This window comes from Gluconobacter sp. DsW_058 (assembly GCF_002153615.1).
Lineage (GTDB): Bacteria > Pseudomonadota > Alphaproteobacteria > Acetobacterales > Acetobacteraceae > Gluconobacter > Gluconobacter cerinus.
This window is the reverse complement of record NZ_JOPH01000005.1, coordinates 287,429-312,659: the sequence shown is the minus strand read 5'-3', so window position 1 is coordinate 312,659 and position 25,231 is coordinate 287,429. Positions and strand designations below refer to the sequence as shown.

The following is a 25,231-nucleotide window of genomic DNA, read 5'->3' as shown; positions in this document are numbered from 1 at the left end:
CTCGAACCTTTGAGCACCCATTGAAGAGAGCCGGCTTTTGAGACATCTGCCTCCAACCACGCTCAGTATTGCTGTTCTACGTCGAGCCTCTAATTCCGGAGTTTTGTCCTGAGCGATTTCTTTTCTCCGGATCTTCCGGTTGCGGCTGTTCTTCCTGATCTTCTGAAAACATTAGAGCAGCAGCCGAACGCTGTTCTCGTTGCTCCTCCCGGTGCCGGTAAGACAACCCTGACGCCACTGGCTCTGCTTGAGGCACCATGGCTTGCGGGACAGAAAATCATTCTGGTCGAACCTCGCCGTGTGGCTGTGCGAGGGGCCGCGGCACGGATGGCCTCCACGCTGGGCGAGCGACCGGGTGAAACTGTAGGCTTTCGTACGCGCACCGACAGCGCCGTATCAGGCCGAACGCGTATTGAAGTTGTGACGGAAGGGTTGCTTGTACGGCGCCTTTTGGCAGACCCAACGTTGGATGGGGTTGGCGCTGTCCTGTTTGATGAGGTGCATGAGCGCTCGTTGGATCTGGATGCAGCTTTGGGGTTCTGTCTGGACCTTCAGCGTGAACTCAGGCCAGATCTCCGCATTCTGGCCATGTCCGCAACGCCTGATGGGCGTGCGTTTACAGATCTTATGAATGCCGCCCTGATCGAGAGTGAAGGCCGACAGTATCCCATCGATATACGCCACACCCGGGATGTAATGCACCCGCGTGACCTGCCAGAGGCCTGCGCACGCGCTATCCGGCAGGCTTTTACAGAGGAAGAGGGCGATATTCTTGCGTTCCTTCCCGGTGTTGGGGAAATTCGCCGAACACAGGCTCTGCTTGGAGATGCTGTGCCTGTTTTTCTTCTTCATGGAGAACAGACGACAGAAGATCAGGACCGCGCGATTGCGCCATCCGACAGACGGCGTGTTGTGCTGGCAACGTCGATTGCCGAAACTTCCGTGACGGTTTCTGGCGTTCGGATTGTTGTCGATGGTGGTCTGCGCCGGGCACCGCGTCTGGATTCCAACACGGGGTTATCCCGGCTGGAAACACTGAAGATTTCGCGTGCGACGGCCACTCAGCGTGCGGGGCGTGCGGGGCGTCAGTCTCCTGGTATCGCGATCCGTCTGTGGTCCGAGGCTACGCAACGCTCTCTGCGGCCACAGGATGCGCCCGAAATCCTTGTTGCGGATTTAACGGACTTCGCTCTCGTGACGGCAGCCTGGCAGGACGTCATGGGAACAGCGCCCGACATGTTGCCACTCCTTGATGCGCCTCCTACCGGAGTGCTTGCGGGCGGGCGTGAGTTGTTGCGTGAGTTGGGTGCCCTGAATGAAGTCGGTCAGATTACGGCTCTTGGAAAACGGATGGTAGGGCTCGGAACTCACCCGCGTCTTGCGGCCATGCTCTGTGCGGCGAAAACCATCCCTGAGCGTGTCACGGCAGCCTGCCTCGCCGCTCTTCTTGAAGAGCGTGATCCTTTACGCCCCAGACCGAATATGCCTTCCGGGGCATCTGCGGGAGCGGACATCCGCACACGTCTGGCTTTGTTTGAGCGGGATGATCCACGAGCGGACAGGGCCAGCCTGTTCCATATGCGTCAGGCGGCGAAGCGGTTTCTGCGTCGTATGGGTGGCAAAGACCTTCCACTAAGTCCAATGCCGTTTCATGCAGGGCCACTTCTGGCCGCCGGTTTTCCTGATCGTGTGGCGCAGGCTGCGGGAGAGATTGGACGATTTCGGCTTGCAGGCGGCGGGAGTGCCCGTGTGCAGGCCAATGACGGTCTTGCGCGGGAAAAGCTTTTGGCTGCCGCAGCTTTTCACACGCGGACTTCGACGGAAATCACGCTTGCGGCGCCTCTGGATGCTGAACATTTGCCCCAGACGCTTCTGGATCGGACAACGGAGCAGGTTGAAACCAGTCTGGACGGGGCTTCAGGTCGGATCATCGCGCGACGCAGGCTGCGTCTGGGCGCGTTGATCCTGCGTGATCGCAATACAGAAGTAACGCCTGAGGAGGCGCAGGCACTTCTTCTACAGCAAATTGCGGCTGATCTTGCGCGTGCTCTGAACTGGTCTGACTCAGCCTTTCAGTTCCAGGCCCGTGTGGCGCATGCACGCGCGACCTACGCGCCTCATCTGCCGGACCTGTCGATGGCCGCTCTTGCTGATGATCTGGCATGGCTGGAGCCATATCTGGCAGGTTGCGACCGTCTGACCCAGGTGAAAGCTCTCGATCTTCTGTCCATTCTCCGCGCCCGTCTGGACTACAGCGACCTGTCCGCGCTGGATCGAAAGCTGCCGCCTCGTCTGACGCTCAAAGCCAGTACCCACGACATTGATTATACAGGGGCAGTGCCAACAGTGTCTGCGCGAGCACAGGCATTCTATGGCACGGTCGGAACGCCGTTGCTTGCTGATGGCGCCGTGCCGCTTCAGTGTGCGTTGCTGTCGCCGGCGGGCCGCCCACAGGCCATTACTGCTGATCTTGCCGGTTTCTGGAAAGGGAGCTGGTCAGATATGCGCAAGGATATGCGAGGGCGCTACCCAAGGCATGACTGGCCTGAAGATCCGGCAACGGCTGAACCGCCCAAGCCACGTCCCAAACGCTAGGTTCCATCAGGCCATCTGAAAAACTGCCTTACGGAACAGGGAACGCACGCCCTCGGCGTCCACGTCCGTGCAGATCTGAACAGATGGGCGATTGTCCCAGTCTCCGGGTGGATAAACCCGACTGTCTGCTTTCTGAACAGATTCACCAAGGGTGACGCCTTCCGTCGAGACGCGAACAGCACCTTTCTGCGTTTTGAACAATTCCGGCGCAATCACGTATGCTGCGGCAGAGGCATCGTTGACATAAATGCCGTCCAGACCCAGCCCCCGATGAAACGTCATGTAGACCCGCGTGATATCCCACAGGAAACGGCCTGACTGGCCTCCATGCTGGCGCAGGTTTTCGAAGTAGGCGTCTGTCATCAGAGTTTGTGTCGTGACATCGAGCCCTACGATTGTCACCGGCCAACGCGCGGCACAGATCTCATCGGCCGCTCGGGGGTCCCCATGGAAATTGGCTTCCGCTGCGGGTGTCACATTTCCCCGCGCATCGTGATGCCCGAATGCGCCGCCCATCAGCACAACATCCTTTACCAGACTGGCAATGTCTGGCGCCTTGCGCAGAGCAAGCGCGAGGTTTGTCATGTGTCCTGTCGCGACGAGAGTGATCTCGTGTGGGTTGGCGCGCACCAGATCAATGATGAGATCATGCGCGGGGCGAGGATCGAGTTTTTTGTGGACGGCCGCGAGAGGAATATCTCCCAGAGCGTTTCGTCCATGAATGGTGACAGGAGGGGACGATGTCACACCATCCAGAGACGCGCCCTGGCCTTTTGAAACCGGGACATCGATCCGGAAGCGTTCGGCCAGATAGAGCGCATTGCGTGTTGTGGTGTCGATCAATCCATTGCCGGCCGCAGTTGTAATGCCCACCAGCTCGATGTTTGGCGTGCCATGCAGCAAAAGAAGCGCCATTGCGTCATCAATGCCGGGATCTGTGTCGAAAATGACTTTTCGTTGGGCAGGTGCAGCGCGGGTCATATTCGGGAGCAGAGACAAGGATGCAAACCCGGCGGACTGAGCGAGCAGGGAGCGACGGGACAGGCGCATGACGGGTCATTCCTTGAGAAAACGAAGTTACCGTTACCATCAAGGAATGACCTGTCTGCGGCAAGCTTTTAGCGGAGCCTGATTGCGAAGCGTCCTGCGCCAGCGGCGGCAAGAGCGAGTAGGCCCCCTGCAATGCTGATGTTCTTATAGAAATGAATCATCATGTCGTAGCGGAGCATTCCGGACATCGTCCAGAAATGATGGCCGATCAGCCCTGTCACGATGGTGTAGAGGGCAAGAACAATCGCAATGGGTTCCACTAAAATGCCGCCAAGCAAAGCCAGTCCTGCCCCGAGTTCCACGACGATAGCGAGGATGGCTGACAGGGTGGGAACAGGCGCACCGGTCTGAATCATGTAGGACACTGCTGCGGGGAAGTCCGCGAGTTTGCCCCATCCCATCACGAGGAAGAGACCGGCGAGCAATACGCGACCTGTGAGGAGAAGGGCATCGCGAGGCAGAAAATTGGTGAGCATCGGGAAAATCTTTCGAAGCAGAAGAACTGCCTTGAAAGTATGAAAAGTAGATATTCTAAAAAATAGAAATGATGGAATGGTATGATTTCCAAAATACTCATTATCGGGTTTTTACATCTCCTTCCGACCTGGCAGGAAACCCCTGTCTGCGGCTTCTTTTAGGAGCTTTGACGGTTTTGTGTTAGCAGCTGAAACATGACGATGTTCGTGACCTGTTTCCCATGAATCGCTCTCTTCAGGCCGCTGCAATCGGGGCCGGAACAGCGACTGTCGTGACAGTAGGCCTGATGCTGGCATTGCGTCTGCACAGCCAAGGAGAGCAACACGCTCCCACATCTCAGCCCGCTACAACGACCATTCAACAGCAGGCCGTTAAACCGCTTTCGTCCATTAGTCCGGATAGCCCTCTGGCAGGAGAAAGCACGGACGCACACGGGATTCCGACGCAGCCTCCGGTTCCGGCTGCGGCACCGGCACTGCCTCCCTTGTTGGTTAAATACGGTCCTCTGAGTTTTGCGCCGCTTGTGCGTCAGGTCATTCCGGCCGTTGTGAATATTGCCATTACCCAGAGCAGCCCGGACGGACATGATCACGTTCCACCGCAAATCAAGGGAACCCCGCTGGAGAAGCGCTATCATGACCGTATGAAGCGCCAGCAGGACGAAATGGTTGGCGCAGGCTCGGGCTTCATCGTGGATGCGACCGGAATCATTGTGACCAACCGGCACGTTGTCGGCGGAGCGGATAAGGTGGTCGTCTCCCTTTCCAACGGTCATGAAATGCCGGCCCGTCTTCTGGGAGCTGACCCGCTGACGGATATTGCCGTTATCAAGGTCGATAGTCCTGAGCCGCTGCCGCACGTCACCTGGGGCGACAGCCGCCAGACGGATATCGGAGACTGGATTCTGGTGGCAGGAAATCCGTTCGGGTTTGGCTCGTCTGTGACGGCGGGCATTGTTTCCGCCGTAGGGCGTGACCTGGGTATCGGCTCCCTGGACGATTTCATTCAGCTTGATGCCCCCATTAATCCGGGAAATTCTGGCGGTCCGGCCTTCAATATGCGGGGACAGGTCGTGGCGGTGAATGCTGCTATCGTGACGCCTGCTGGGGGCTCCGTAGGCATTGGCTTTGGTATTCCATCTGAAATCGTTGCCCCGATCGTGGCTGAAATCGAAGCAACCGGACATGTCGAGCACGGCTGGCTCGGTATTACCCTTGATGACGGGGACACGGACGTTGGTATTGCGGGTGTCGATAACGGCGGACCGGCCCAGAAAAGCGGTCTGCGTCGTGGCGACATCGTGCGGCAGGTAGATGGAGCGCCCGTCATCAGCGCCCGTATGCTGTTGCGAAGCATCGCTGCGGCCCGGCCGGGCATGGTTCTGAACTTTGGCGTCAGGCGTGGCGGCACGGACCTGACGCTTCCCGTTCATATCGGACCACGCCCCAAGAACGCGGATAACTGATCGAGCTCCACTTTGACCCGTGGACACAAGCCGGTATTCTGAGGCCCTGATACGGCGCCCAGTCGCCCGGAAGGAAGAGAGTAAAATCAATGCGTATCCTGCTCGTTGAGGACGATTCCACAGTCCGCGCCTTTGTGCTCAAGGGATTGCGTGAAGCCGGGCACGTCGTGGATGAGGCGGATAACGGCAAGGATGGTCTGTTTCTGGCTGTCAGTGAAAATTATGACGTTGTGATCCTGGACCGTATGCTGCCCGGCGGGATTGACGGCCTGCGTATTCTGGAAACGCTGCGTGGACAGCAGAATGCGACGCCGGTTCTGTTGCTGTCCGCTCTCGCAGATGTCGATGAACGAGTGGCTGGCCTGAAGGCTGGTGGCGATGACTACATGACAAAGCCATTTGCCTTCTCAGAGCTTCTGGCCCGGATTGAGGCGCTCGGCCGCCGTGGCCGGCCTGAGTCTGCCCCTCAGACACGTTTGACTGTGGGCGATCTGGAGATGGATCTGCTTTCCCGGACGGTGAAGCGTGGGAATGAGAAGATTGATCTTCAGCCCCGCGAATTTCGTCTGCTGGAATTTCTGATTCGTCATGCGGGGCAGGTCGTCACGCGGACCATGCTGCTGGAGCGCGTGTGGGACTATCATTTTGACCCACAGACCAACGTGATTGACGTGCACGTTTCACGCCTGCGCCAGAAAGTGGACAAGCCGTTTGCAACGCCCCTCATCCATACGATCCGCAACGCCGGATACATCCTGCGCGCGGACTGACCCGTGAAAATCTGGCGCGGGTTTCGCCGTCTCGAGAAGCGTTTGCGCTGGCCGATCCGGTCTGCAGGGCTGAATTTCGCGCTGGCTTACGGGTTGGTGTTCATCATTTCTGCGGGTGTGTTCCTGTCGTTCATCTGGTGGAACACCACTGGCCAGCTGGACCGCCAGGTCGAAGCTGCCGTGCAGGTGGATGCCCACGATCTGGCACAACGCTGGGTTCATGGTGGCCCGGCGGCTCTGGCGCTCGCCATTCAGGACCGACTGGATCAGAACGTCGAAGATGACGAGCTGTATTTGCTCGTCGGGCCTGATGGTCGCAAATATGCTGGAAATCTACCGGGCTGGCCTGTGGTCATCACCCAGATGGATGAGTTTTATGAACTCTCCATCCGCCGGGATGGTTTTCGCACCCAAGCCAAGATGCACGCCTTTCCGCTATCGGAAGGCTTTCGCCTGATTGTTGGGCGGGATGTTCGGGGCCGACAGGTCGTCCGACACGTTCTGACCGATACGCTCATCTGGGCCTGGGTCATGGTGTCGCTGCTGGCGGCGGGTGGGACGCTCGCCATTCGGCGGATTTTCCGACAGGTCGTGCGCTCCATTGCCCGCACGACGTCTGCTGTAGCGCAGGGGGACCTCAGTCGTCGCATACCGCTGACCGGCAATGAAACCGATCTTGTCGCCCAGACGGTCAACACCATGCTCGAGCGTATCAACCGTTTGATGGATGGCGTGCGGCAGGTCTCGAATGCCATTGCCCATGACCTGAGGACGCCCATTGCACGAGCGCGAGCACGTCTGGAAGATGCGAGCCTGACTGCCACGTCTGAAGACGAGCTCCGTGCGGCGATTGATCGTGCCGTTCTGGATCTGGACCACGTGACCTCCATTTTCGAAGCTCTTCTGCGTATCGCCCAGCTTGAAGCTGGCGCGCAGCGGGCGGCGTTTACAGTGCTGGACATTCCGCCTTTGCTGGAAGGTCTGAGCGAGCTTTATGAAGCATCCATGGAAGATGCTGGTCTGAAACTCGATTTCCGGATCGGGGCACTGGCGCGGGTCAATGGAGACCCGCATCTTCTTCAGCAGGCCGTTGCCAATCTTCTCGATAATGCCATCAAATTCGCGCCGGAAAATACGACGATCACCCTTTCTGCTGTCATGCAGAAAGGGCGTGTTGCCGTCAGTGTTTCGGATCAGGGCCCTGGCATGAGTGAACAGGACATGGCCCGTGCGTCAGAGCGATTTTTCCGTGCAGAAACAGCGCGGAATACCCCTGGCGCAGGGCTTGGCCTTTCTCTGGTTCAGGCCGTTGTTCAACTGCACGGTGGAACCATGGAACTCTCGGACGGAAAGCCAGGGCTGCGAGTAACACTGCTTTTGCCAGCTCTTCAGAATGCAAAGACTCTCCCTGCATGACGGAAGTTTCATTCCTCCCTCACCCGTGGCTTAGGTGAGACTGTGTAAAGAGGGCGGAATGCGCCTTCTGCCTCCAATGTCTGTCTGTCTTCTGGGTCTGGTGGGAAGCCTTGCGGCTGCCCCGGCTGGACATGCGCCACCGCAGAATGCGCCTGCCCGACCTGTTCCCGGGAAAGAAGAAGGCGTGATTTCCGTGACGTCTGACAGCGCGGAATACTGCACCCAGCTGACACAAAACGTGGATCACCTTCTGGCGACACCCCATGGAATTCCTGTTGGGGCTATGGACGATGCGCATCGTCTCCGGATTGAAGGCGATACACTCTGCAAGCACCATCACCTGCGGGCAGGGATCGCGAGGCTGCGTCGTGCGTTGGTCCTTTTGGAACATAGTCAGGAGCACTCATGAAGCGTCTTTTCCGTCTGGCCACCCCACTCGCTGTCTTGTCTCTGGCAATTTGCTGTCAGGCCCGGGCAACAGAACCCCAGACGACCGGGACAGAGCTGGATTTCACAGTCACGGGTGAAGCCCATGCCGCGCCAACGCTTCTGACGGTGCGTCTTTTTGGGCGAGCGGACAGTGCCTCTGCCATCGAAGCGCAGAGAACCCTGAACGCCCATATGGCCGAAGCCATGAAAATGGCATCCGGGGTGTCAGGAATTGAGGCGCAAGCTGGCAGTTATTCCCTGTCGGACCAGACGCCAGAGCATGGTCCGACGCGCTGGACCGCCCGTCAGGATTTGAGTCTGAGCGGGAAGGACGCCGTGTCCCTTCTGGATTTGTCAGGCAAGCTGCAAAGTCACGGTTTGATGATGGATGGCCTGGATTGGTCTCTGGACTCGGAAACACGGGAGACCTTACTGCGCCAGGCCCGTACCCAGGCACTCCAGAAAGTCCGGCAGGAAGCCGATGAAAGTGCCAGAACGCTGGGGCTACATGTTGTGCGACTGAAGCAGGTTCGAGTGTCTTCGATGGAACCGGGCCCGCGGCCGGTCATGTTGATGGCGGCTCGTGCGGCTAGCGATTCGTTCACACCGCCGCAAGGCACCCCGCAGGAACAAACCCTTCGCGTTACAGTGAGTGTTGAAGCCGAACTGGCTCCCTGACATGTCACGTTTGACAGTCTGGCATGATGGAAACTGTCCTTTATGCCAACGTGAAATCGCCTTGATGCGTCGGCTGGACCGGCGTGGAAACATCCATTTCATTGATGCCTCCGGAGAAATGGCGGATTGCCCGTTGGACCGTGCAGCCTTGCTCGCCCGGTTTCACGCACGCGAGGGCGAGCAGCTCTATGACGGCGCGGCTGCTTTTGCGGCCATGTGGCGTGCCATTCCGGTTCTCCGGCCTTTGGGCGAAGTCGCCCGTTATCCGCTGGTGCTTAAAGGCCTTGAGGCTCTGTATGGGCAGTTTTTAAAAGTACGGCCCATCCTTCAACGGCTGGTTCGCAAGGCTGGCCGATAAGGCATCCTTCATTTTTTATTCGGAATAGTTGTACAAGCTGTAAAATTCAGACATGGTTTGACATGAAATGTCGTAAAGGGCTGTGTCATGAAAGTCTGGATGCCTCTTGTTGCCGCATTGCTTGCCTTAGCGCCTTCTCTTCACGGTCAGGAGAAACTGGTCGTGCAGGGTTACTCTGCCGATCAGACCTGACATGCCGTGGAAGAAATCGTTCAGCCTGCCAGTGGTCGTCAGATTGCTCGTTGGGACCGAACGGTCTGTTCGCAGTTCATTGGTTTTCCAGCCGGGGTGGAAGAAAATTTTCAGACCCATCTGACGGAGCGTTTTGCGAAATATGGTGTTCACCTGCGGGCGAATTGCAGGATACCCCGTCTTTTCATTCTCGCGACTGTCCACGAAGACGATCTCATCTCCCATATCCTGGATCGTGATCCCTATCTCATGCAGGGTCTCGACACATCGCCCGTGTTTACGGACAACATCCGTCTTCCGTCTCCACGCGTGAAGAAAGCCTTGCAGGAAAGTTATCCTGTTCGCTGGTTTGCGGATGTCGGGATTGAGGACACTTACCACATGCCAATGCATGTTGGTCCCACACTTATGGCCCCAGCTTATGTGCATGAGCCGTTAATGACGTCTTTCCTCGGATCACAGACGGTCGAAACGATCAAGTATATGGCTGTGACGGTAGATCTTTCGAAGATGGATGGCGTCTCATGGCTGTCTCTTTACGAGTATGTCTCCATGATCGCTCTCACAAATCCGGCGCTTAAGGATTACGACACCACCGAGAGCATTCTGGGCAGCTTCGTACAGAAGAAGCAGCCACAGCAGGGGAGTTTTTCCATGACTAACCTGGATGACGCGATTGTTCACCAGGTCTATTCCCTGGACCCTGCTGAAGATGGCCGCTCAGAGACGCAGAAAATCACGTGGGACGTTACGGCCAGTCTTCATCACTGAAGTGCTTTCAGGACAGAGCCATCGTGGTCAGATCGCCGCAAAGGGCAGCGGTATTAACGGTCACGACGTGCTCTTCCAGAAGCCATTCGGGGCGCAGACAATCCAACACATGAATGGGCACAATGCGCCCTTCGCGTGCTGTCAGGGTTGAGGCAGCCTGCAGCGCGCGGGGGGAGTGTCTTTCCATGATCATGACGGCACATTCCGGCAAGGCCCCTGGATCAACGCGCTGGATACGGTCGGCCAAACCGGGTGAAAGACGCTGCATCCAGTCCAGTGCATGATCTGGGCCAAGAACCAGAGCAGGATTACCTGTTCCCAGAGCCATACCGACAGCCCTGAGAATGGCAGGCCAGCTTTCACCTGCGCAGAGTACCGGGCCACAGGGCTTGAGTGTCAGTGTGTTGGTCTCTCCAGCGGGGCCGGGGAGCGTCATTGAGAAGCCCGTCATGGCATGCGCAATATCCTGTCGGATCTGGCGGGCTGAGACGGCATCCCGGCTTTCAAGAAACGTCACCAAACTTTGCGCATGGCGCGGGATACTACCCGGATTTGCATCTTTAGGCGCAAACCATGGGGACGTGCGGGCACTCATACGGCGGAGGGCAAAGGGCCCCCCCGCCTTGGGGCCACAGCCGGAAAGTCCGGACCCACCAAAAGGCTGTGAGCCAATAACTGCCCCTGTTATGGCCCGATTGACGTAGATGTTCCCCGCCTGAATGCGGTTAGTCGTGCGATCCACTGTCATGGCGACACGCGAATGAACGCCAAAAGTCAGGCCGTACCCCATGGAATTTACAGCGTCGATCACGCCGTCCATTTCGTTGCGATTGAAGCGACGCACATGCAGGACCGGCCCGAACACTTCATGCGGAATATCGGCAACACGGCCGATTTCAATCAGCGTGGGGGGGAGGAAATGGCCGTATCGACAGTTTTCACCGAGTTCGGGGGACCACACCGTTCGGCCGGCCCGACGCATCATTTCAACATGATCCATCGCTTCCGTTCGAGCTTCCGGAGAGATAATTGGCCCGATATCCGTTGAAAGACGCGCTGGGTTCCCAATAGCCAGATCCTGAATCGCGCCCTTCAGAAGCTCAAGAACATGGTCTGCACAGTCTTCTTGAATCAATAGGATACGAAGAGACGAACAGCGTTGCCCCGCACTGTCAAAAGCAGAGCTCAGAATATCCTGCACGACCTGTTCTGCATGCGCGGAGCTATCGACCAGCATTGCATTCTGTCCACCCGTGCGCGCCACAAGAGGAACAGGTGTGCCCGTGCGCCCCTGCCGATCAAAGATCTGGCGTGAAACGGCTTTGCCAACTGGCGTTGAGCCAGTGAACATCACGGCATCGACCCGGTGATCAGCTACCAGACGCTCTCCCACCGACCCATCGCCTGGCAAAAGGTGCAGAACTTCAGGTGGAATCCCAGCATTGTGCAGAAGCTGAACGGTGCGGCTTGCAATAAACGGGGTTTGCTCGGCTGGCTTGGCCAGAACAACATTTCCCGCTGCAAGAGAGACGGAAATCTGTTGCACGAACGCCGCCAGTGGACTGCTCCAGGGACTGATACACGCAACAAGGCCGAGCGGTGAGGCCTGCAAATGATAATCCCGCCCTTGCAGACGTTCCGCATCATGGCGAAGAATACTGACGGCCTCACGGACTTCATCCTGAGCAGCTGGAAGGGTCTTTCCAGCTTCCCGTACCAGAAGCGCCATTAGCTCAATCCGGTGGGCCTCAATCAGATCAGCAGCTTTCCCCAGACAGGCAATCCGCACTTCAGGGCTGCTGCCTGCCCAACTGGCAAGCGCATGCTCCGCTGTCTCCAGTGCAGACAGCAGTGTCTTTCCATCAGTCTCGACAACGTCACCAATCGGGTCATGTCGGTCTGCGGGGTTGTAGAGCAGACGGGAGCGGTCGTGCTGACTGGTGACACCCGGCGTCAGAGCTCGGGCGTGGAGGAAGGGCGCATCTCCATCAAGGGTTTCATGGAGGGCCCGAAGTGTCAGCTCGTTGAAAAGATCCAGACCTGCCGCGTTGCGTCGCCCAGGCTGGAAAATATCTGACGGTGCACGAACTGCACGATTAGGGCGCTCGGTTCTCAGAATGGCGCGTGTTGCCTCGACGGGGTCAGCCGTTAACGCTTCGATCGTAATAGCCGGGTCCTCGTCGCGGCTGACAACAAGCGAGGCAGCCCCATTTTCCAGTAGCTGTCTCACGAAACTGGGCATGAGTGACGCGACTTCCCCGATGGGAGCATGCACCCGGCAGGGCAGGTTCATGCCCTGTTGGTTTCGCAGATGCTGCGCGAGAGCCAGCCCCAGCCCATGCAGGCATGCGAACTCGAAATCTCCCGGCCGAACCTGCCCTGCGAGCGCCAGAATATGACCAATAGTCCGCGGATTATGGGTGGCAAACTGCGGGTAGGTGGCATCCAGCGATTCAAGAAGCTGTCGGGCGCAGGCGAGATAACTGACATCCGTGTGGCAACGGCGCGTGAAAACAGGGAAGTCAGCCAGTCCGGTTTTCTGGGCTTGTCGAATTTCTGAATTCCAGCAGGAGCCTTTGACCAGTCTGACAAGAACGCGGCGCCCGGTGCGCCGGCCCAGATCAATAAGAAAATCTACGACAGATGAAGCACGACGATCATAGGTCTGGACGGTCATGCCAAGCCCGTTCCAGTTCCTGAGTTCAGGCAACACACAGAGAGCCTCAAGCAGATCCAGCGTCAGCTCAAGATGTGTGCTGTCTTCGCTGGAGAGCAGGATGCCGACATCCAGTTGCCGGGCCCGGATGGTAAGCCTTTGTAGGATCGGCAACAGCTCCGTCATGATCCGCTCGCGCCTGAAACGGCTGAATCGCGCGCTCAATGCGGGCAGGCGTACATACAGCATCGGGCGGTCATGAAAGTCGCCGGTGATGCCCGCGTGTTGGCTGATATCTTCCAGTGCGTCTTCATAGACGGTAAGGGCATCGAGGGCTTGATAAGCCGTCAGAGCGGTGTTGACCTGCGGATCATATGCATATGTCAGCCCGTATTTTTCTGCAGGGGCGGACAGTCTCAGAGCCTGAGCCAGTGTGGAGCCGAGAATGAATCCGCTTCCTATGGCACGGATAGCTTTTTCCAGACTGCGACGAACCATGGGAGTAGATGTCTGAAGGGTTAGCCGACGAAGGCTGAACCCCTTGCTCTGGTTGAAACGCCCTGCAAGGGACAGGTTCAACGCAATCGAGTTCACAACCGACGCACGGCGTTTACTGATATGCCGTCCCCAGTCGGTATCTCCCACGAGAGAACGGATCAGCGCATCCTGCGTCGCAGAATCCGGAATGCGCAGGAGCGCCTCTTCCAGAGCCAGAACAGATTGCCCTTCAGGTGAAGACAGAGGGAATGCCTGTAAAAGGCTCCCCACAATATCGGGCGAGGAGTCTCGTGCGGCCTCAGCAAGGCCATGGGCTATTCTGGTAGCCTGACGATCCTGCTCAGGTGTCAGGTCAGCACGTGGCAGCAGCGCGTCTACACATTCCGCCTCGGGGCGGTAGTGAGCAGCGGAGACAGCGTTACGGAGCGGGGAGCGTGGTGCGCGTGAGAGTAGAAATTCCGCAAATGGCGCGGCGGGGCGTGAAGCCGGGTTCGTCGTCGGATGGGTCATGGAGTCCATTCCAGGCGGGTTAAAGCCCGGGGAGGCCTTTAAAACAGAATAGAAAGCGCTCTTAGCGCAACATCGTAGCCAAGACACCCAATGATTGATCTGAAATCGGATTTATTTCTGATCACAGCCTCTTTTTCAAACGCCCATAAGATGCACTGAGAGGATCATTTTATAAATATTGGAAATATTTTCGGACTTGTAATGTCCAATTTGAAAAGAGAATTTCTTTTAAATTATTAATTTATTTCAATCGTATCAAAGATATGATCTCAGAAACGATGTGATGAACGAATGGAGTTTGAGGAATTCTTAAGAATTTCCTCTTACAGACAAAGGACGAGGAGTCGGAATGACCACACTTTTCCCCAGCCCCTGTCTGCTTACACGTCGTACCTTCACAGAATATTTGCGAGTAGCAGTCGGCCTGGAAGAAGTGGGGCAGCGTGAGAGTGCTATCGACGTTCTGCGAGAGGCAGAAACGCTTCTGCCAGAAAGGCCTGAAAGCCTTTTTCTTCTTGGTGGCGTTTATGAGCGTCTTCAGTGCTGGGAAAAGGCATCCCTGTTCTATGGCAAGGCCCTCGAAGCAAGGCCTCATGCGGCAAGGGTCTGGCATCGACTGGGCATTGCCCTGCTGCATCAGGATGATCTGGGAGGGTCTATCAAAGCCCTGGAAACTGCCGTGCAGCAGGACCCGTCTATTCCTGAGTACGCTACCGACCTGAGTATGGTTCTGTCACGCGATGGACAGTTTGAAGCGGCGCTGGGTTTCGCACAGTCTGCTTTGAAAATGCAACCGGATGATGCAAATGCTCTCAATAACGCCGGGCATATTCTCCAATGTTTGAACCGCTCTGCAGAAGCCTTGCAGTTCTACGATGCTGCGCTTCAACGGTCTCCTGATCATCCCGTTATCCGTTTTGGCCGTGCGACGGCTTTGCTGAAATCGGGTGATTTTCTTTTAGGATGGCAGGAATACGAAAGTCGTTGGCTTTCTTCGAGAACAGTCAGGGCTGATATCGACGCGCCAGTCTGGGAAGGGGAATCCCTGAAGGGGGGCACCATTCTTGTTCATCACGAACAGGGATATGGAGACACACTGCATTTCATCCGCCTGATGCCGATACTGGCCCAGAGAGGGGCAGAAGTTGTGGTGCAGGTTCCAGTTCCATTGGTACGGCTTGTTCAGCGTGTAGCGGGCGTATCCCGGGTAGTCTCAGTTCTCGATCCTGCCGACAGCTTCGACTATCATTGCCCGATGATGAGCCTTCCCGTGAGGCTCGGACTGACGGCAGAGTTTGTTGGACAGTTTCCCTATCTGTCTGTGTCAGAAGAAGACATGACAACTCAGGGAGGCAAGCTCAGCGCCCAGGTTCAAGGTTCCTGCCAGCCTCCGGATTTTATCGTCGGGCTTGTCTGGAGCGGAGATCCAAGACCTCATGACCTGCGTGCGACGCAGACGGATCGCCGCCGCAGCATGTCGCTGGAGACATTGAGGCCTTTGTTTTCAGTAAAAGGCGTGCGTTTCGTAAGTTTCCAAATGGGAGCGGCCCGCCATCAAGTTGCTGAAACCGGACTACCACTGGTTGATGGGACCGAGAATATTCTCGATTTCGCTGATACCGCTGCCAGACTCTCAGGTGTGGATCTTCTGATTACGGTGGATACGTCCATGGCTCATCTGGCGGGTGGACTGTGTAAACCCGTCTGGATGCTGTCACGCTCTGACGCTTGCTGGCGTTGGAGAGATGCAGGAACTCAGACCGCCTGGTATCCGGATATGCGAATTTTCCGTCAGCCTGTGGCAGGAGATTGGGGGAGCGTGGTTGACAATGTCCGGCTCACTCTTGTCCGGCTCATGGATTTGTATCGCGGCTATCAGCATGAGTCCGGCGAATAGGCGAGCTCCAAGACTAAAGGCATAAAAAAAAGCAGCCTTCCGAAGAAGGCTGCTTTTCCTGTGGATCTCGTAAGAACCTAGGTTTTAGCGCGGAGCTATAACCATGAGCATCTGACGGTTTTCCATACGGGGCATCTGCTCAACCTTGGCCTTTTCTTCGACCTCGATGCGGATGCGCTCCATCATCTTTGCACCCAGCTCCTGGTGAGCCATTTCACGGCCCTTGAAGCGAAGGGATACCTTTACCTTGTCGCCATCATCCAGAAACGAGTTGATGGCCTTGAGCTTCGTCTGGAAGTCATGCTCGCCCGTGCCGGGACGAACCTTCACTTCCTTGATCTCAACGACCTTCTGCTTCTTGCGGGCTTCGTTCTTCTTCTTCTGCTGCTCGTACTTGAACTTGCCGTAGTCCAAGATCTTCACAACAGGGGGAACAGCGGTCGGGCTGATTTCCAGGAGGTCAAGGCCAACCGAGAAAGCACGCATCAGAGCATCCCGGGTCGTCATGACGCCTTGCATTTCGCCTTCTTCGTCAATCAGACGAACCTGCGGAACACGGATTTCCTCATTGACGCGCGGCCCCTCACGTGTGGGCGCGGCCTGCATCGGCGGTCTAGCTATGGTCAGCTCCTGTCGTAATTTTCATACAAGGACCAGCACTGACCCGAACGCCCGCGCCTCGTCAAAGAGGGGCGGGTTTCGATCTTTGCCGATCCCATTCCTTTTGCACATAGTCCTGCGCCCTTCCGGGCGCAAGGGTATTACGCTCAATCCTTCGAAAACCGGGTAATATCAGGTGGGGTGGCCTCGGCTGTGAGAGTTTTTACAGCCTCTTCGAGTCCCAGGATTTCCTGATTGGCGCCGCCAAGGCGACGCATGGCTACTTTGCGCTCTTCTGCTTCACGGCGGCCAACCACCAGAATAACGGGAACGCGCGCAAGGCTGTGTTCGCGGATCTTGGCGTTAATCTTGTCGTTGCGAACGTCGGTTACAACCTGAAGCCCGGCTGCCTTCAGTTCGGCAGCAACCTCATTGGCGTAATCAGCAGCATCGGAAACGATGGACGCCACTACAACCTGCGTCGGCGCCAGCCAGAGCGGGAACTTGCCAGCATACTGCTCGATCAGGATGCCGATGAAGCGCTCGAAGCTGCCCAGGATGGCGCGGTGCAGCATGACCGGGCGGTGACGCTGGCTGTCCTCCCCAATATAGGACGCATCCAGACGCTCTGGCAGAACATAGTCCACCTGAAGCGTACCACACTGCCAGTCACGACCGATGGCGTCCGTCAGAACGAACTCCAGCTTCGGGCCATAGAAGGCGCCTTCGCCGGGGTTGTACTCGTACTCAACACCAGCGATTTCACAAGCCGTCTTGAGCGAGCCTTCGGCCCGATCCCAGACTTCGTCAGAGCCGGCGCGCGTCTCCGGACGGTCAGAGAACTTCACGCGGAAGCTCTCGAAGCCCAGATCCGTGTAAACTTCCGCCAGCATCTTCACGAACTTTGCGGTTTCATCCGCAATCTGGTCGTCCGTGCAGAAGATATGAGCATCATCCTGCGTGAAGCCACGAACGCGCATGATGCCATGCAGCGAGCCGGACGGCTCATAACGATGGCACGCTCCGAATTCAGCCATACGCAGCGGCAGTTCACGGTAAGACCGCAGGCCATGGCGGAAGATCTGCACATGGCACGGGCAGTTCATCGGCTTCAGAGCAAGGGTTTTGTCCTCATCCTCAACCTGCGCGATGAACATGTTCTCACGGTACTTGTCCCAGTGACCGGAGGCTTCCCAGAGGGCACGGTCCACGAGCTGTGGCGTGCGAACTTCTTCGTAACCATTCCGGGACTGTGCGCGGCGCATGTAGTCCTGAAGGACCGTGTACAGACGCCAGCCTTTGTGGTGCCAGAAGATCTGTCCGACGGCTTCTTCCTGAATGTGGAAGAGGTCCATCTCGCGGCCAATGCGGCGATGATCGCGCTTCTCGGCTTCTTCCAGACGCATCAGATGAGCGTCCAGCTCCTTCTTGTCGCGCCATGCTGTGCCGTAAATGCGGGTCAGCATGGGGTTGCGATGGTCACCACGCCAGTAAGCACCGGCCACGCGCATAAGCTTGAAGGCCGTGCCAACGTCTGCTGTGCCGCGCAGATGCGGGCCGCGGCAGAGATCGAGCCATTCGCCCTGACGGTAGATCGAAATCTGCTCGCTTTCCGGCAGATCGCGGATCAGTTCGGCCTTGAAGTCTTCACCCTTCTCTTCGAAGAAGCGAATGGCTTCGTCACGGTCCCACACTTCACGGGTGAAAGGAGCGTTGGCAGCGACGATTTCGCGCATCTTGGCTTCGATGGCTTCGAAGTCATCGGGTGTGAACGGCTTTTCACGGGAGAAGTCGTAATAGAAGCCATCCTTGATGCTCGGACCGATCGTGACCTGCGTTTCCGGCCAGAGCGACTGCACGGCTTCTGCCAGAACATGCGCCGCATCATGGCGGATCATCTCAAGTGAGGCATCGTCTTTTTTCGTGACGAACTTGACGGCCGCATCGTCCGCAATCTCGGTTGAAAGATCGACGAGCTTGCCGTTCACCTCCATGGCCAGAGCGGCTTTTGCCAGCCCCGGGCCGATGGAGGCGGCGATAGTCGTGCCCGTCACGGTCCCGTCGAACGTGCGGACGCTTCCGTCGGGGAGTGTGATGGCGGGCATGGGATCGCTCCTCTGCGATTGCTCCCGGCAGCCCTCTGCCGGGAAAAAGACACGCGTAAATGGCCTCAATCGGGGATTGGCCGCAAGCCCTGCACCGGCCGGAAAGCGGATTTATAAGGTAGGAACTGCCGCCTGAAGCAGAAATGGCTCCATTCCGTTGGCATTCGGGCGCCGTCCTTCGCGCCATCCGGCGTCCATGTAATGGATCAGCGGCCAGATGCAATAAAAGGCGTCTTTCACCACATCTTCATTCTCGTAGGCGTAGGCGAGGGGATCAAACAGGCCGTATTCGTGCTGTGATCCATCTTCCAGGCGACGGTGAGCCAGAAAATTCTGTGGAACATGCACTGGGAACTGCGGCGCGGACGTATCTCCGAGAATTGGTGCAGGATCTACGCCTAACGCCCGGAAATGGTCTGCGATGACGGGCGCATAAATATCGGGCGTGTGCAGGTAGCTGCGGAGGAAATCTTCCTGACTGGCCTGAAAATAATACCGAAGATGATATCCCTCTTTGGGGTTCTCGGGTGTGATCTGGCCCGCTCTTGGCTTTTCCCCTGGAATGGCGCCAGCGATATGAGCGAGCTTCTGACGGGCAAAGCGGCGGATGTCTTCGTAGTCAGGTCGATTGTGCAGATGAAGATGCACAAAGGGCGTCCGCACGCAGCGCTCTGGGTAGATGGTCTGCGGGGCATGTAGGCCCCGATCCAGTCCTACAATCGTATGAGCCTTGAACAGTGCTCTCGGAACCGACTGGGGGCGGTAGTAACTCGGAGCATTCGGCACGTTCAAGAGAAGGCGGTCGGTAATCAGGGTCGCCTGTTCGTCTTTCAGAAGCTCGAACTGCGCGCGGATTTCCGCCGGGTCCACCGATAGGCGATCGAGGAAGAACGCAAGAAATTCATCGCAATCCATGGGAAGTGCGAAATCACAGGCATTTTCCGCATCCCAGCCCCGGATAATGTCCGTGAAGATTTCACCTTTCCGCAAAAAATCCTTTTGGGACCGATATTTGCGGATGATCTGCACACCCTGCGCTTCATAACGCTTCTGCACATCCTTGACGTGTGGGTCTGTAGAGCCGTTGTCGACAACGGTCAGATTGGAGAGACCGAAAATGGCCCCGTGCCAGAGGATCCACGGCTCAAGAAGGGTGGCCTCGTTCTTCTGCATCGTGACGCAACGGATAACTGTCATGTGGGGAGTAGAGCCTCTATGCGCGATGCAGGTAACAGAGCCAGATCTGGAACATCCAGAATGGTTGTGCGTCCCGGTGTGAGTGAAAGTGGAGCCGTCAGGCGTGGATCACTGTCCTGGGAAAACAGGGCGATGATAGGACGATCCATAGCCGCCGCCAGATGGATCGGACCTGTATCGTTGCCAATGACGATGTCAGCTCTGTGGAGAACGCCCGCCAGCTCAACAAGACTGGTCTGTCCTGTGAGGTCCAGGGCGCTCGGGCAGTCCTGCAAAATATGTTCAGCAAGAGGTTTTTCGGCCGCACAGCCTACAATGACCGGAGTCAGGCCGCGGGCAGCGACAGCTTGAGCAACCTCTGAAAACCGCGTGACGGGCCAGCGTTTCTGTGGCCGATGCGGAGCCGCTCCGGGAATAAGCACGACGGAGCGACCGGAAATCTCTGGCCCATGCCCCTTCAGCCATTCCGGAACCTCTCGCGGAATGGGCTGAAGACCGGCGGCACGGAGCTGGTCTTCAAGGCGGGTCAGAGTGTGCATTTCATTGCGCGACGGATTGGCATGCGGATGGCAGCAGCCGTCAGAGATGCCGGACCAGTTGCGTGGTCTGCCTGCCAGCCGGAAATAGGTGCGAGACCGCCCGGAGGTCTGGAGATCAAAAATGCGATCAAATCCGCGCAGCGCACGCGACAGGCGAAGCAGAGCGACTGGGTGTGCCAGAGACGGGCGACGATCCGTCGTGACGTCATCGAACCAGGGCGCCGCCTGTGCCAGCTCCACGAAGGGAGGGGTCGTCAGCAGGGTGATGCTGTCGTGCGGGAACGCGGCCCGGATCGAAGCGAAGGCCCCAAACGCCTGAACGAAATCGCCCAGAGCACCGAGCTTGATGACAAGAATACGACTCATGACCCTATTTTCTAACAGGGTCTGACGGAACGCCAACCATTAGAGCTGACGTTCCGCAAAAAGAAATCCTGCGTGAGCGGGATCAGGCGGTCGTGTCGAGACCTGGAGACGCCTTTGCTGCATCAGCTTCCGGCGTTCCCTTGGCGACAACAACCATGGCTGGCTTCAGCAAACGGCCCTTCAGAAGCCATGCTGGCGTCCAGGACTGCATGACGTGGCCGGGCGTATGCTGATCGGAGGGTTGTTCCGCCATGGCCTGATGCAGGTTGGCATCAAACGGCTTGCCGGTCGGGTCTTCACAGGTGATGCCGTGACGTTCCAGAATGTTGATGAAGGACCGTTCCGTGCCTTCAATTCCTTCACGCAGCTTTGTGATGAGGCTGTCTTCGCCCTCGGTCTTCGTCGGAAGGGAGGCAAGGCCGCGCTGGAGATTTTCAGCTGCCTCGACGACGTCACGCGCAAATTTCTGGATGGCGTACTGACGAGCGTCTTCCACATCCCGCTTGGCGCGGGCGCGGATGTTCTGGTTCTCTGCTTCAGAACGGACCCAGCGATCCTTGAGTTCTGCCACTTCGGCTTCAAGAGCCTCAATGCGCGCTTCCGGCGTGGTTTCTTCCAGCGTTTCGCCGCCGGTTTCGTTCATGCCGGGGGTCTCGACGCCCTGCTCAGGCACGTCGTTTACAGTTTCCGGCGTAGTCTTCTGGTCTGTCATGTCACGACCTTATCTTGTGGGACGGGCCAACTCATGGCCCCGTTCTTCTTCAGGAGATAACGCGGATTGTCTCAAAGACAAGGGTTGCAACGTGGTAGGATGTCATTGAAATGCCTATTTCCCGCCACAGTGCGCCATGCGTTATAGATAATCTACGCATCAGATTTTAGCAGACGGACCCCATATGGAGACGCCCCACACTTCCTTTCCGCCTCAATCGGCCAACTGTCAGACGCCTTCTGGCATCGCTGCAGCACCGATTATCGCGCTTGTGGATGACGATCGGAACATTCTTGCTTCCGTCCAGATGACCCTCGAATCCGAAGGGTTCACCGTTCACACCTATACGGATGGTGAAAGTGCGCTTCAGGGAATCACCAGCCGCCCGGTCAGCCTGGCGGTGCTGGACGTCAAGATGCCGCGCATGGACGGTATGGAGCTGCTTCAGCGCCTGCGCGCCCGATCCAACCTTCCTGTCATTTTCCTGACGTCGAAAGACGAGGAGCTGGATCAGCTCATGGGGCTGCGCCTCGGGGCTGACGATTACATCACCAAGCCGTTTTCCCAGCGTCTGCTGATCGAACGCATTCGTGCATTGCTGCGTCGGCAGGATGCCAGCCGCGCCGAAGCGGCAGGAGCCACAACTGTGGGCTCAGCCATCGTTCGTGGTCAGCTTTCTCTGGATGAAACACGACATCAGTGTCTGTGGGGCGGTCAGGATATTGCCCTGACTGTTACGGAATTTCTTCTGGTGAAGGCGCTGGCCATGCGCCCGGGAATGGTGAAGTCCCGCGATCAGCTGATTGATGCGGCATACGGCGACAACATTTACGTCGATGACCGGACGATCGACAGCCACATCAAGCGCGTTCGCAAGAAATTCCGGCAGGTGGATGACAGCTTCAATCAGATCGAAACGCTCTACGGCATTGGATACCGTTACAAGGATGAGTGAGGCGCTGTGACGGGTTTGCTTGTGAGGCAGAAGGTACGTCATGGGTCGTAGAGAGCCGGCCCATGCACTCCCCTACGATCTGGATTCGGATCGCCTTGAGCAGGGGCGTGACCGTCGTCGTGCAGCGGCCGTCAGAGCTGGTGTCTGGCAGTCCATCCGTCGTGTGCTCAATGCGGGCACAGGGGGGGACGGGGATCGCAGTCAACGGCGCAGGCTTGCCTCACCTCTGCTGGGGCGTATCCTTCTTCTGAACATACTGCCTTTGGCTCTTTTGGCTGTGACATTGCTGTTTCTGGACCAGTTTCAGAACGGCTTGCTCGAAACAGACGTCAATGCTCTGCGCGAGCAGGCTCACATTTATGCCGCGGCCATCGGGCAGTCAGCCGTCAGTGCTGCGCCCAAAACAGGCGGGAAGCCTGCGCCAGGGGGTGATTATGTTCTGGATTTCCGCGCAAGGCCGCTCCTTGCGCGCCTGACAGAGCCAAGCCCCAATGCTCATGCCCTGTTGTTTGATCCGGATGGCAAGCTGGTTGCGGATAGTCGGACGGAGCCAAAACTGCCGCCTAAAGCCGTAGCGCCCGATGCAGTTCCCGAGGGGGAAACATGGCATCCGCCGCGGAACAACGCGCTGGAAACCTTTTATGACTGGCTCCTGTCGCTGCTGCCGCTCACATCCAGTGAAGGCATTGTCACACTCGACACGCCAGATGCCGCAACTGACGGTCCCCATGATGCACAGCCGCTCAGAGCGCAGTCCGAACTGCCGCCCTTCATCCGTCGGACCAAGGATCATCAGCTGGTCGTGACGGTTGTGGAGCCTGTGGTGCATGATGGGCTGACAGTTGGGGAAATCCAGTTGACCCGGCATGCCCCGGAAGTAGATCGATCCTTGTTTGCGGTTCGCTCTTCCATCCTGTCGCTTGTGCTGGCGGCGTTGATCGTGACGGTCCTGCTGTCCTGGTATCTGTCCCTGACAATTGCTCGCCCGCTGCTGACACTGGCGCGTGCCTCACACGAAATGAGGGAATCTGACGGGCGCAAGGACCTTGTCCCGGAGCGCCTCTTGGCCAGACGTGACGAAATCGGTGTTCTGGCGCGCTCACTGCGTGGAAGTGCTTTGGCTTTGTGGGCGCGTATGGATGACATCGAACGCTTTGCTGCGGACGTCAGTCACGAAATCAAAAACCCGCTTTCGTCTATCCGGTCAGCCATTGAAACACTTCCCAGAATTGCGATTCCAGAACGGCGGGATCGTCTGTTGGGGATCATCAATAGTGACGTCAAACGGCTGGATCGTTTGATTACGGATATTTCGGATGCAAGCCGGATCGACGCCGAGCTTTCGCGCGTGCGGCCGGAACCCGTAACGGTCGTGGCGCTCCTTGCCATTCTGGCCGAAATGCACCAGACCACGCGTAAGGAAGATGCTCCCATTCTGCGTCTGGATGTTCGGGATCAAGAGCCACCGCTTCGGGCGTTTGCTGTCGAAGACCGTCTTGTTCAGGTGCTGCGGAACCTGATTGGCAATGCAGTCTCGTTTTCGCCTCCTAATGGGATCATCGCGCTTCATGCCAGTGCGCGGGAAGTCGCTGGCAACGGACCCGGAACCGGTAGCGTGGTGGAAATTACCATCAGTGATCAAGGGCCCGGAATTCCACCAGGAAAGCTCGAAAGCGTCTTTGACCGCTTTTATTCAGAGCGGCCGCAGACTGAGAATTTCGGGCAGCATTCCGGCCTTGGTCTGGCGATCAGCCGTCAGATTATCCACGCTCTGCGGGGAAGCCTGTTTGCCGAGAATATCGTGGACGCTTCTGGTGCAATCTCCGGTGCATGTTTCGTGGTCAGATTGCCTCGGGCTCCCTGATCTGAGCGGTGAGGCATGCTGATATGCTGCAAGCCCAAACTGATTTCCGGTGACGATAATACTCTTCTGTTGTTCCGTGCCGCCCTCCTGCAACAGGAGTGTCGCGGCGAACGGAATTGCTAGCGTGAGGATGCACAGGGGCGAAATAATATCCTTAGCCATGAGGATATGCGTCAGGCTTGGCAGCAAGCAGAACGTGCCCAACCCGATGGCTGTCTCTCTGTTCTGACCGGATGTCCCGTAGGGTCTGTAAAGCGCCTTCACGGGCTCTTTCGGCGCAGGAGGACACATCGTCCAGAGTCGCCATATCCATCGGATTCGAGATGCTGCACACCGCCCGCGATGCATCTTCGATTCGATTTTCAGCAATTTGCCAACCCTGTTTAGACGTCAGGTCCAATCCGGAAACGCTGATTGTCTGGCTGGACGTCGTAGGCACGACAGCTGGGAGAAGGGGGGCGGCTCTGCTGTGTGACACAGGGGCGAGGGAGAGTGCAGCGACAAGAGCGGTGCAGACGGAGATGGAAATACGAGACATGACGAGGGCCTTTCTGCCTGAAAGATGAGGCGATCATGTCGCCTGATTTTCACTATGCAGAAGGCGTGCCAAACTTGGTTTTCAGCGATAAAAATTATTCAAAAGCTGAAAAATTAGAGATCGAACTTAGATAGTTGGCTCACAAATACATAATGTGGTGAAATTCACCACATTATGGAGAAGGGCTGGCAATCAGGCTGAGAGCGATCCGCTGATTGGTATCGGGAAAGCCCTGAACAATTCGCAGCGTCAGGGCCGGTCTGGCTGAGGCGAGGGCTTCTCCAAGTGCGCTTTGACACTGACTGAAACCATCTCCTTCACGCAGCATCGCAGCGACGTGGCGCGTCTGGTCAAGGGTCAGTCCATGTTCTGCCAGGGCGCCGGAGATCGCGTTCAGTGCGGCCTGGCATTCTTCGGCAAGGCGCTGCGGGCGTTCTCCCTGCGGTCCAAGGCCGTCAAAGTCCGTGCAGGTCACTTCGTCACCGTGAACGGTAACAATATCATTCCTGGAAAAATCGCCCATAAGATCCGTATTTCCGATTCATCATCGGAGGCTGCGGTTGCCTCCCCAGACTCTTGATGAGCTGATGGCG

The 25,231-nt window shown here is 57.3% G+C and carries 21 protein-coding genes; 11 read left to right on the top strand and 10 right to left on the bottom strand.

Going from position 1 to position 25,231, the window contains the following annotated elements:
- Nucleotides 1-108 precede the first annotated feature (108 nt).
- Nucleotides 109-2,595, top strand: a complete 2,487-nt coding sequence (gene hrpB / locus HK24_RS04815) for an ATP-dependent helicase HrpB (protein WP_086633525.1) — start codon at nucleotides 109-111, stop codon at nucleotides 2,593-2,595.
- 6 nt (nucleotides 2,596-2,601) lie between these two features.
- On the opposite strand, the gene HK24_RS04810 is transcribed toward hrpB, so the two are convergent.
- Complete coding sequence (locus HK24_RS04810; RefSeq protein WP_086633524.1) at nucleotides 2,602-3,645, bottom strand: nucleoside hydrolase; 1,044 nt, start codon at nucleotides 3,643-3,645, stop codon at nucleotides 2,602-2,604.
- A gap of 68 nt (nucleotides 3,646-3,713) precedes the next feature.
- The gene (locus HK24_RS04805) at nucleotides 3,714-4,121 is read right to left on the bottom strand and encodes a DoxX family protein (protein WP_086633523.1); all 408 of its coding nucleotides are present in this window, start codon (nucleotides 4,119-4,121) and stop codon (nucleotides 3,714-3,716) included.
- A 221-nt stretch (nucleotides 4,122-4,342) separates the two neighbouring features.
- Here HK24_RS04805 and HK24_RS04800 point away from each other — a divergent pair, with 221 nt between their 5' ends.
- The 7 genes from HK24_RS04800 to HK24_RS04770 all read left to right on the top strand — a co-directional run bounded on the left by HK24_RS04800 (nucleotide 4,343) and on the right by HK24_RS04770 (nucleotide 10,201).
- Complete coding sequence (locus HK24_RS04800) at nucleotides 4,343-5,587, top strand: S1C family serine protease (protein WP_086633522.1); 1,245 nt, start codon at nucleotides 4,343-4,345, stop codon at nucleotides 5,585-5,587.
- An 89-nt stretch (nucleotides 5,588-5,676) separates the two neighbouring features.
- Nucleotides 5,677-6,357 (top strand): response regulator transcription factor, encoded by a 681-nt coding sequence (locus tag HK24_RS04795; protein ID WP_046900612.1) that lies wholly within the window; start codon nucleotides 5,677-5,679, stop codon nucleotides 6,355-6,357.
- Between the two features lie 3 nt (nucleotides 6,358-6,360).
- Nucleotides 6,361-7,773 carry a HAMP domain-containing sensor histidine kinase gene (locus tag HK24_RS04790; protein ID WP_086633521.1) on the top strand — a complete coding sequence of 471 codons (1,413 nt, stop codon included), beginning with the start codon at nucleotides 6,361-6,363 and terminating at the stop codon, nucleotides 7,771-7,773.
- Nucleotides 7,774-7,831: 58 nt separating this feature from the next.
- Nucleotides 7,832-8,182: a hypothetical protein gene (locus HK24_RS04785; protein WP_086633520.1), complete on the top strand. Its 351-nt coding sequence runs from the start codon at nucleotides 7,832-7,834 to the stop codon at nucleotides 8,180-8,182.
- Entirely contained in the window at nucleotides 8,179-8,880 is a 702-nt protein-coding gene (locus HK24_RS04780; protein WP_086633519.1) for an SIMPL domain-containing protein, read from the top strand. Before HK24_RS04785 ends, HK24_RS04780 begins: the two co-directional genes overlap by 4 nt.
- Before the next feature lies 1 nt (nucleotide 8,881).
- Entirely contained in the window at nucleotides 8,882-9,238 is a 357-nt protein-coding gene (locus tag HK24_RS04775) for a thiol-disulfide oxidoreductase DCC family protein (protein WP_086633518.1), read from the top strand.
- Between the two features lie 198 nt (nucleotides 9,239-9,436).
- Complete coding sequence (locus tag HK24_RS04770; RefSeq protein WP_233126111.1) at nucleotides 9,437-10,201, top strand: hypothetical protein; 765 nt, start codon at nucleotides 9,437-9,439, stop codon at nucleotides 10,199-10,201.
- A gap of 7 nt (nucleotides 10,202-10,208) precedes the next feature.
- Here HK24_RS04770 and putA read toward each other — a convergent pair whose 3' ends face one another.
- Nucleotides 10,209-13,865 carry a bifunctional proline dehydrogenase/L-glutamate gamma-semialdehyde dehydrogenase PutA gene (gene putA / locus HK24_RS04765; protein ID WP_086633595.1) on the bottom strand — a complete coding sequence of 1,219 codons (3,657 nt, stop codon included), beginning with the start codon at nucleotides 13,863-13,865 and terminating at the stop codon, nucleotides 10,209-10,211.
- A gap of 349 nt (nucleotides 13,866-14,214) precedes the next feature.
- Between putA and HK24_RS04760 the strand changes: the two genes are divergently transcribed.
- The gene (locus HK24_RS04760) at nucleotides 14,215-15,762 is read left to right on the top strand and encodes a tetratricopeptide repeat protein (RefSeq protein WP_086633517.1); all 1,548 of its coding nucleotides are present in this window, start codon (nucleotides 14,215-14,217) and stop codon (nucleotides 15,760-15,762) included.
- A gap of 84 nt (nucleotides 15,763-15,846) precedes the next feature.
- Here HK24_RS04760 and infC read toward each other — a convergent pair whose 3' ends face one another.
- The 5 genes from infC to HK24_RS04735 form a co-directional block, all read right to left on the bottom strand.
- The gene (gene infC / locus HK24_RS04755; protein ID WP_046900620.1) at nucleotides 15,847-16,368 is read right to left on the bottom strand and encodes a translation initiation factor IF-3; all 522 of its coding nucleotides are present in this window, start codon (nucleotides 16,366-16,368) and stop codon (nucleotides 15,847-15,849) included.
- A 161-nt stretch (nucleotides 16,369-16,529) separates the two neighbouring features.
- A complete protein-coding gene (gene thrS / locus HK24_RS04750) occupies nucleotides 16,530-18,467 on the bottom strand; it encodes a threonine--tRNA ligase (protein ID WP_086633516.1) in 1,938 nt (645 codons plus the stop codon).
- A 111-nt stretch (nucleotides 18,468-18,578) separates the two neighbouring features.
- Nucleotides 18,579-19,664: a glycosyltransferase family 2 protein gene (locus HK24_RS04745; protein WP_086633515.1), complete on the bottom strand. Its 1,086-nt coding sequence runs from the start codon at nucleotides 19,662-19,664 to the stop codon at nucleotides 18,579-18,581.
- Nucleotides 19,661-20,569 carry a glycosyltransferase family 9 protein gene (locus HK24_RS04740; RefSeq protein WP_086633514.1) on the bottom strand — a complete coding sequence of 303 codons (909 nt, stop codon included), beginning with the start codon at nucleotides 20,567-20,569 and terminating at the stop codon, nucleotides 19,661-19,663. The genes HK24_RS04745 and HK24_RS04740 overlap by 4 nt, the downstream gene beginning before the upstream one ends.
- An 82-nt stretch (nucleotides 20,570-20,651) precedes the next feature.
- On the bottom strand, nucleotides 20,652-21,281 hold the full coding sequence (locus tag HK24_RS04735; RefSeq protein WP_064274586.1) for a nucleotide exchange factor GrpE: 630 nt from the start codon (nucleotides 21,279-21,281) through the stop codon (nucleotides 20,652-20,654).
- A gap of 184 nt (nucleotides 21,282-21,465) precedes the next feature.
- Here HK24_RS04735 and HK24_RS04730 point away from each other — a divergent pair, with 184 nt between their 5' ends.
- Both HK24_RS04730 and HK24_RS04725 read left to right on the top strand, forming a co-directional pair.
- Nucleotides 21,466-22,236: a response regulator transcription factor gene (locus HK24_RS04730; protein ID WP_086633513.1), complete on the top strand. Its 771-nt coding sequence runs from the start codon at nucleotides 21,466-21,468 to the stop codon at nucleotides 22,234-22,236.
- A 40-nt stretch (nucleotides 22,237-22,276) separates the two neighbouring features.
- The gene (locus HK24_RS04725) at nucleotides 22,277-24,100 is read left to right on the top strand and encodes a stimulus-sensing domain-containing protein (RefSeq protein ID WP_086633512.1); all 1,824 of its coding nucleotides are present in this window, start codon (nucleotides 22,277-22,279) and stop codon (nucleotides 24,098-24,100) included.
- A gap of 154 nt (nucleotides 24,101-24,254) precedes the next feature.
- On the opposite strand, the gene HK24_RS04720 is transcribed toward HK24_RS04725, so the two are convergent.
- Entirely contained in the window at nucleotides 24,255-24,638 is a 384-nt protein-coding gene (locus HK24_RS04720; RefSeq protein ID WP_086633511.1) for a UrcA family protein, read from the bottom strand.
- Between the two features lie 172 nt (nucleotides 24,639-24,810).
- Nucleotides 24,811-25,161, bottom strand: a complete 351-nt coding sequence (locus HK24_RS13785) for an endoribonuclease L-PSP (protein ID WP_046900628.1) — start codon at nucleotides 25,159-25,161, stop codon at nucleotides 24,811-24,813.
- Between the last annotated feature and the right edge of the window lie 70 nt (nucleotides 25,162-25,231).

Excerpts from the sequence above, each read along its gene's own strand:
- HK24_RS04810 (WP_086633524.1), bottom strand. The coding sequence starts at position 3,645 with ATGCGCCTGTCCCGTCGCTCCCTGCTCGCTCAGTCCGCCGGGTTTGCA.
- HK24_RS04760 (WP_086633517.1), top strand. The coding sequence starts at position 14,215 with ATGACCACACTTTTCCCCAGCCCCTGTCTGCTTACACGTCGTACCTTC.
- HK24_RS04725 (WP_086633512.1), top strand. The coding sequence starts at position 22,277 with ATGGGTCGTAGAGAGCCGGCCCATGCACTCCCCTACGATCTGGATTCG.
- HK24_RS04740 (WP_086633514.1), bottom strand. The coding sequence starts at position 20,569 with ATGAGTCGTATTCTTGTCATCAAGCTCGGTGCTCTGGGCGATTTCGTT.
- HK24_RS04730 (WP_086633513.1), top strand. The coding sequence starts at position 21,466 with ATGGAGACGCCCCACACTTCCTTTCCGCCTCAATCGGCCAACTGTCAG.
- HK24_RS13785 (WP_046900628.1), bottom strand. The coding sequence starts at position 25,161 with ATGGGCGATTTTTCCAGGAATGATATTGTTACCGTTCACGGTGACGAA.
- HK24_RS04735 (WP_064274586.1), bottom strand. The coding sequence starts at position 21,281 with ATGACAGACCAGAAGACTACGCCGGAAACTGTAAACGACGTGCCTGAG.
- HK24_RS04805 (WP_086633523.1), bottom strand. The coding sequence starts at position 4,121 with ATGCTCACCAATTTTCTGCCTCGCGATGCCCTTCTCCTCACAGGTCGC.
- HK24_RS04800 (WP_086633522.1), top strand. The coding sequence starts at position 4,343 with ATGAATCGCTCTCTTCAGGCCGCTGCAATCGGGGCCGGAACAGCGACT.
- thrS (WP_086633516.1), bottom strand. The coding sequence starts at position 18,467 with ATGCCCGCCATCACACTCCCCGACGGAAGCGTCCGCACGTTCGACGGG.
- HK24_RS04745 (WP_086633515.1), bottom strand. The coding sequence starts at position 19,664 with ATGACAGTTATCCGTTGCGTCACGATGCAGAAGAACGAGGCCACCCTT.
- HK24_RS04720 (WP_086633511.1), bottom strand. The coding sequence starts at position 24,638 with ATGTCTCGTATTTCCATCTCCGTCTGCACCGCTCTTGTCGCTGCACTC.
- putA (WP_086633595.1), bottom strand. The coding sequence starts at position 13,865 with ATGACCCATCCGACGACGAACCCGGCTTCACGCCCCGCCGCGCCATTT.
- HK24_RS04785 (WP_086633520.1), top strand. The coding sequence starts at position 7,832 with ATGCGCCTTCTGCCTCCAATGTCTGTCTGTCTTCTGGGTCTGGTGGGA.
- infC (WP_046900620.1), bottom strand. The coding sequence starts at position 16,368 with ATGCAGGCCGCGCCCACACGTGAGGGGCCGCGCGTCAATGAGGAAATC.
- HK24_RS04775 (WP_086633518.1), top strand. The coding sequence starts at position 8,882 with ATGTCACGTTTGACAGTCTGGCATGATGGAAACTGTCCTTTATGCCAA.
- HK24_RS04795 (WP_046900612.1), top strand. The coding sequence starts at position 5,677 with ATGCGTATCCTGCTCGTTGAGGACGATTCCACAGTCCGCGCCTTTGTG.
- HK24_RS04780 (WP_086633519.1), top strand. The coding sequence starts at position 8,179 with ATGAAGCGTCTTTTCCGTCTGGCCACCCCACTCGCTGTCTTGTCTCTG.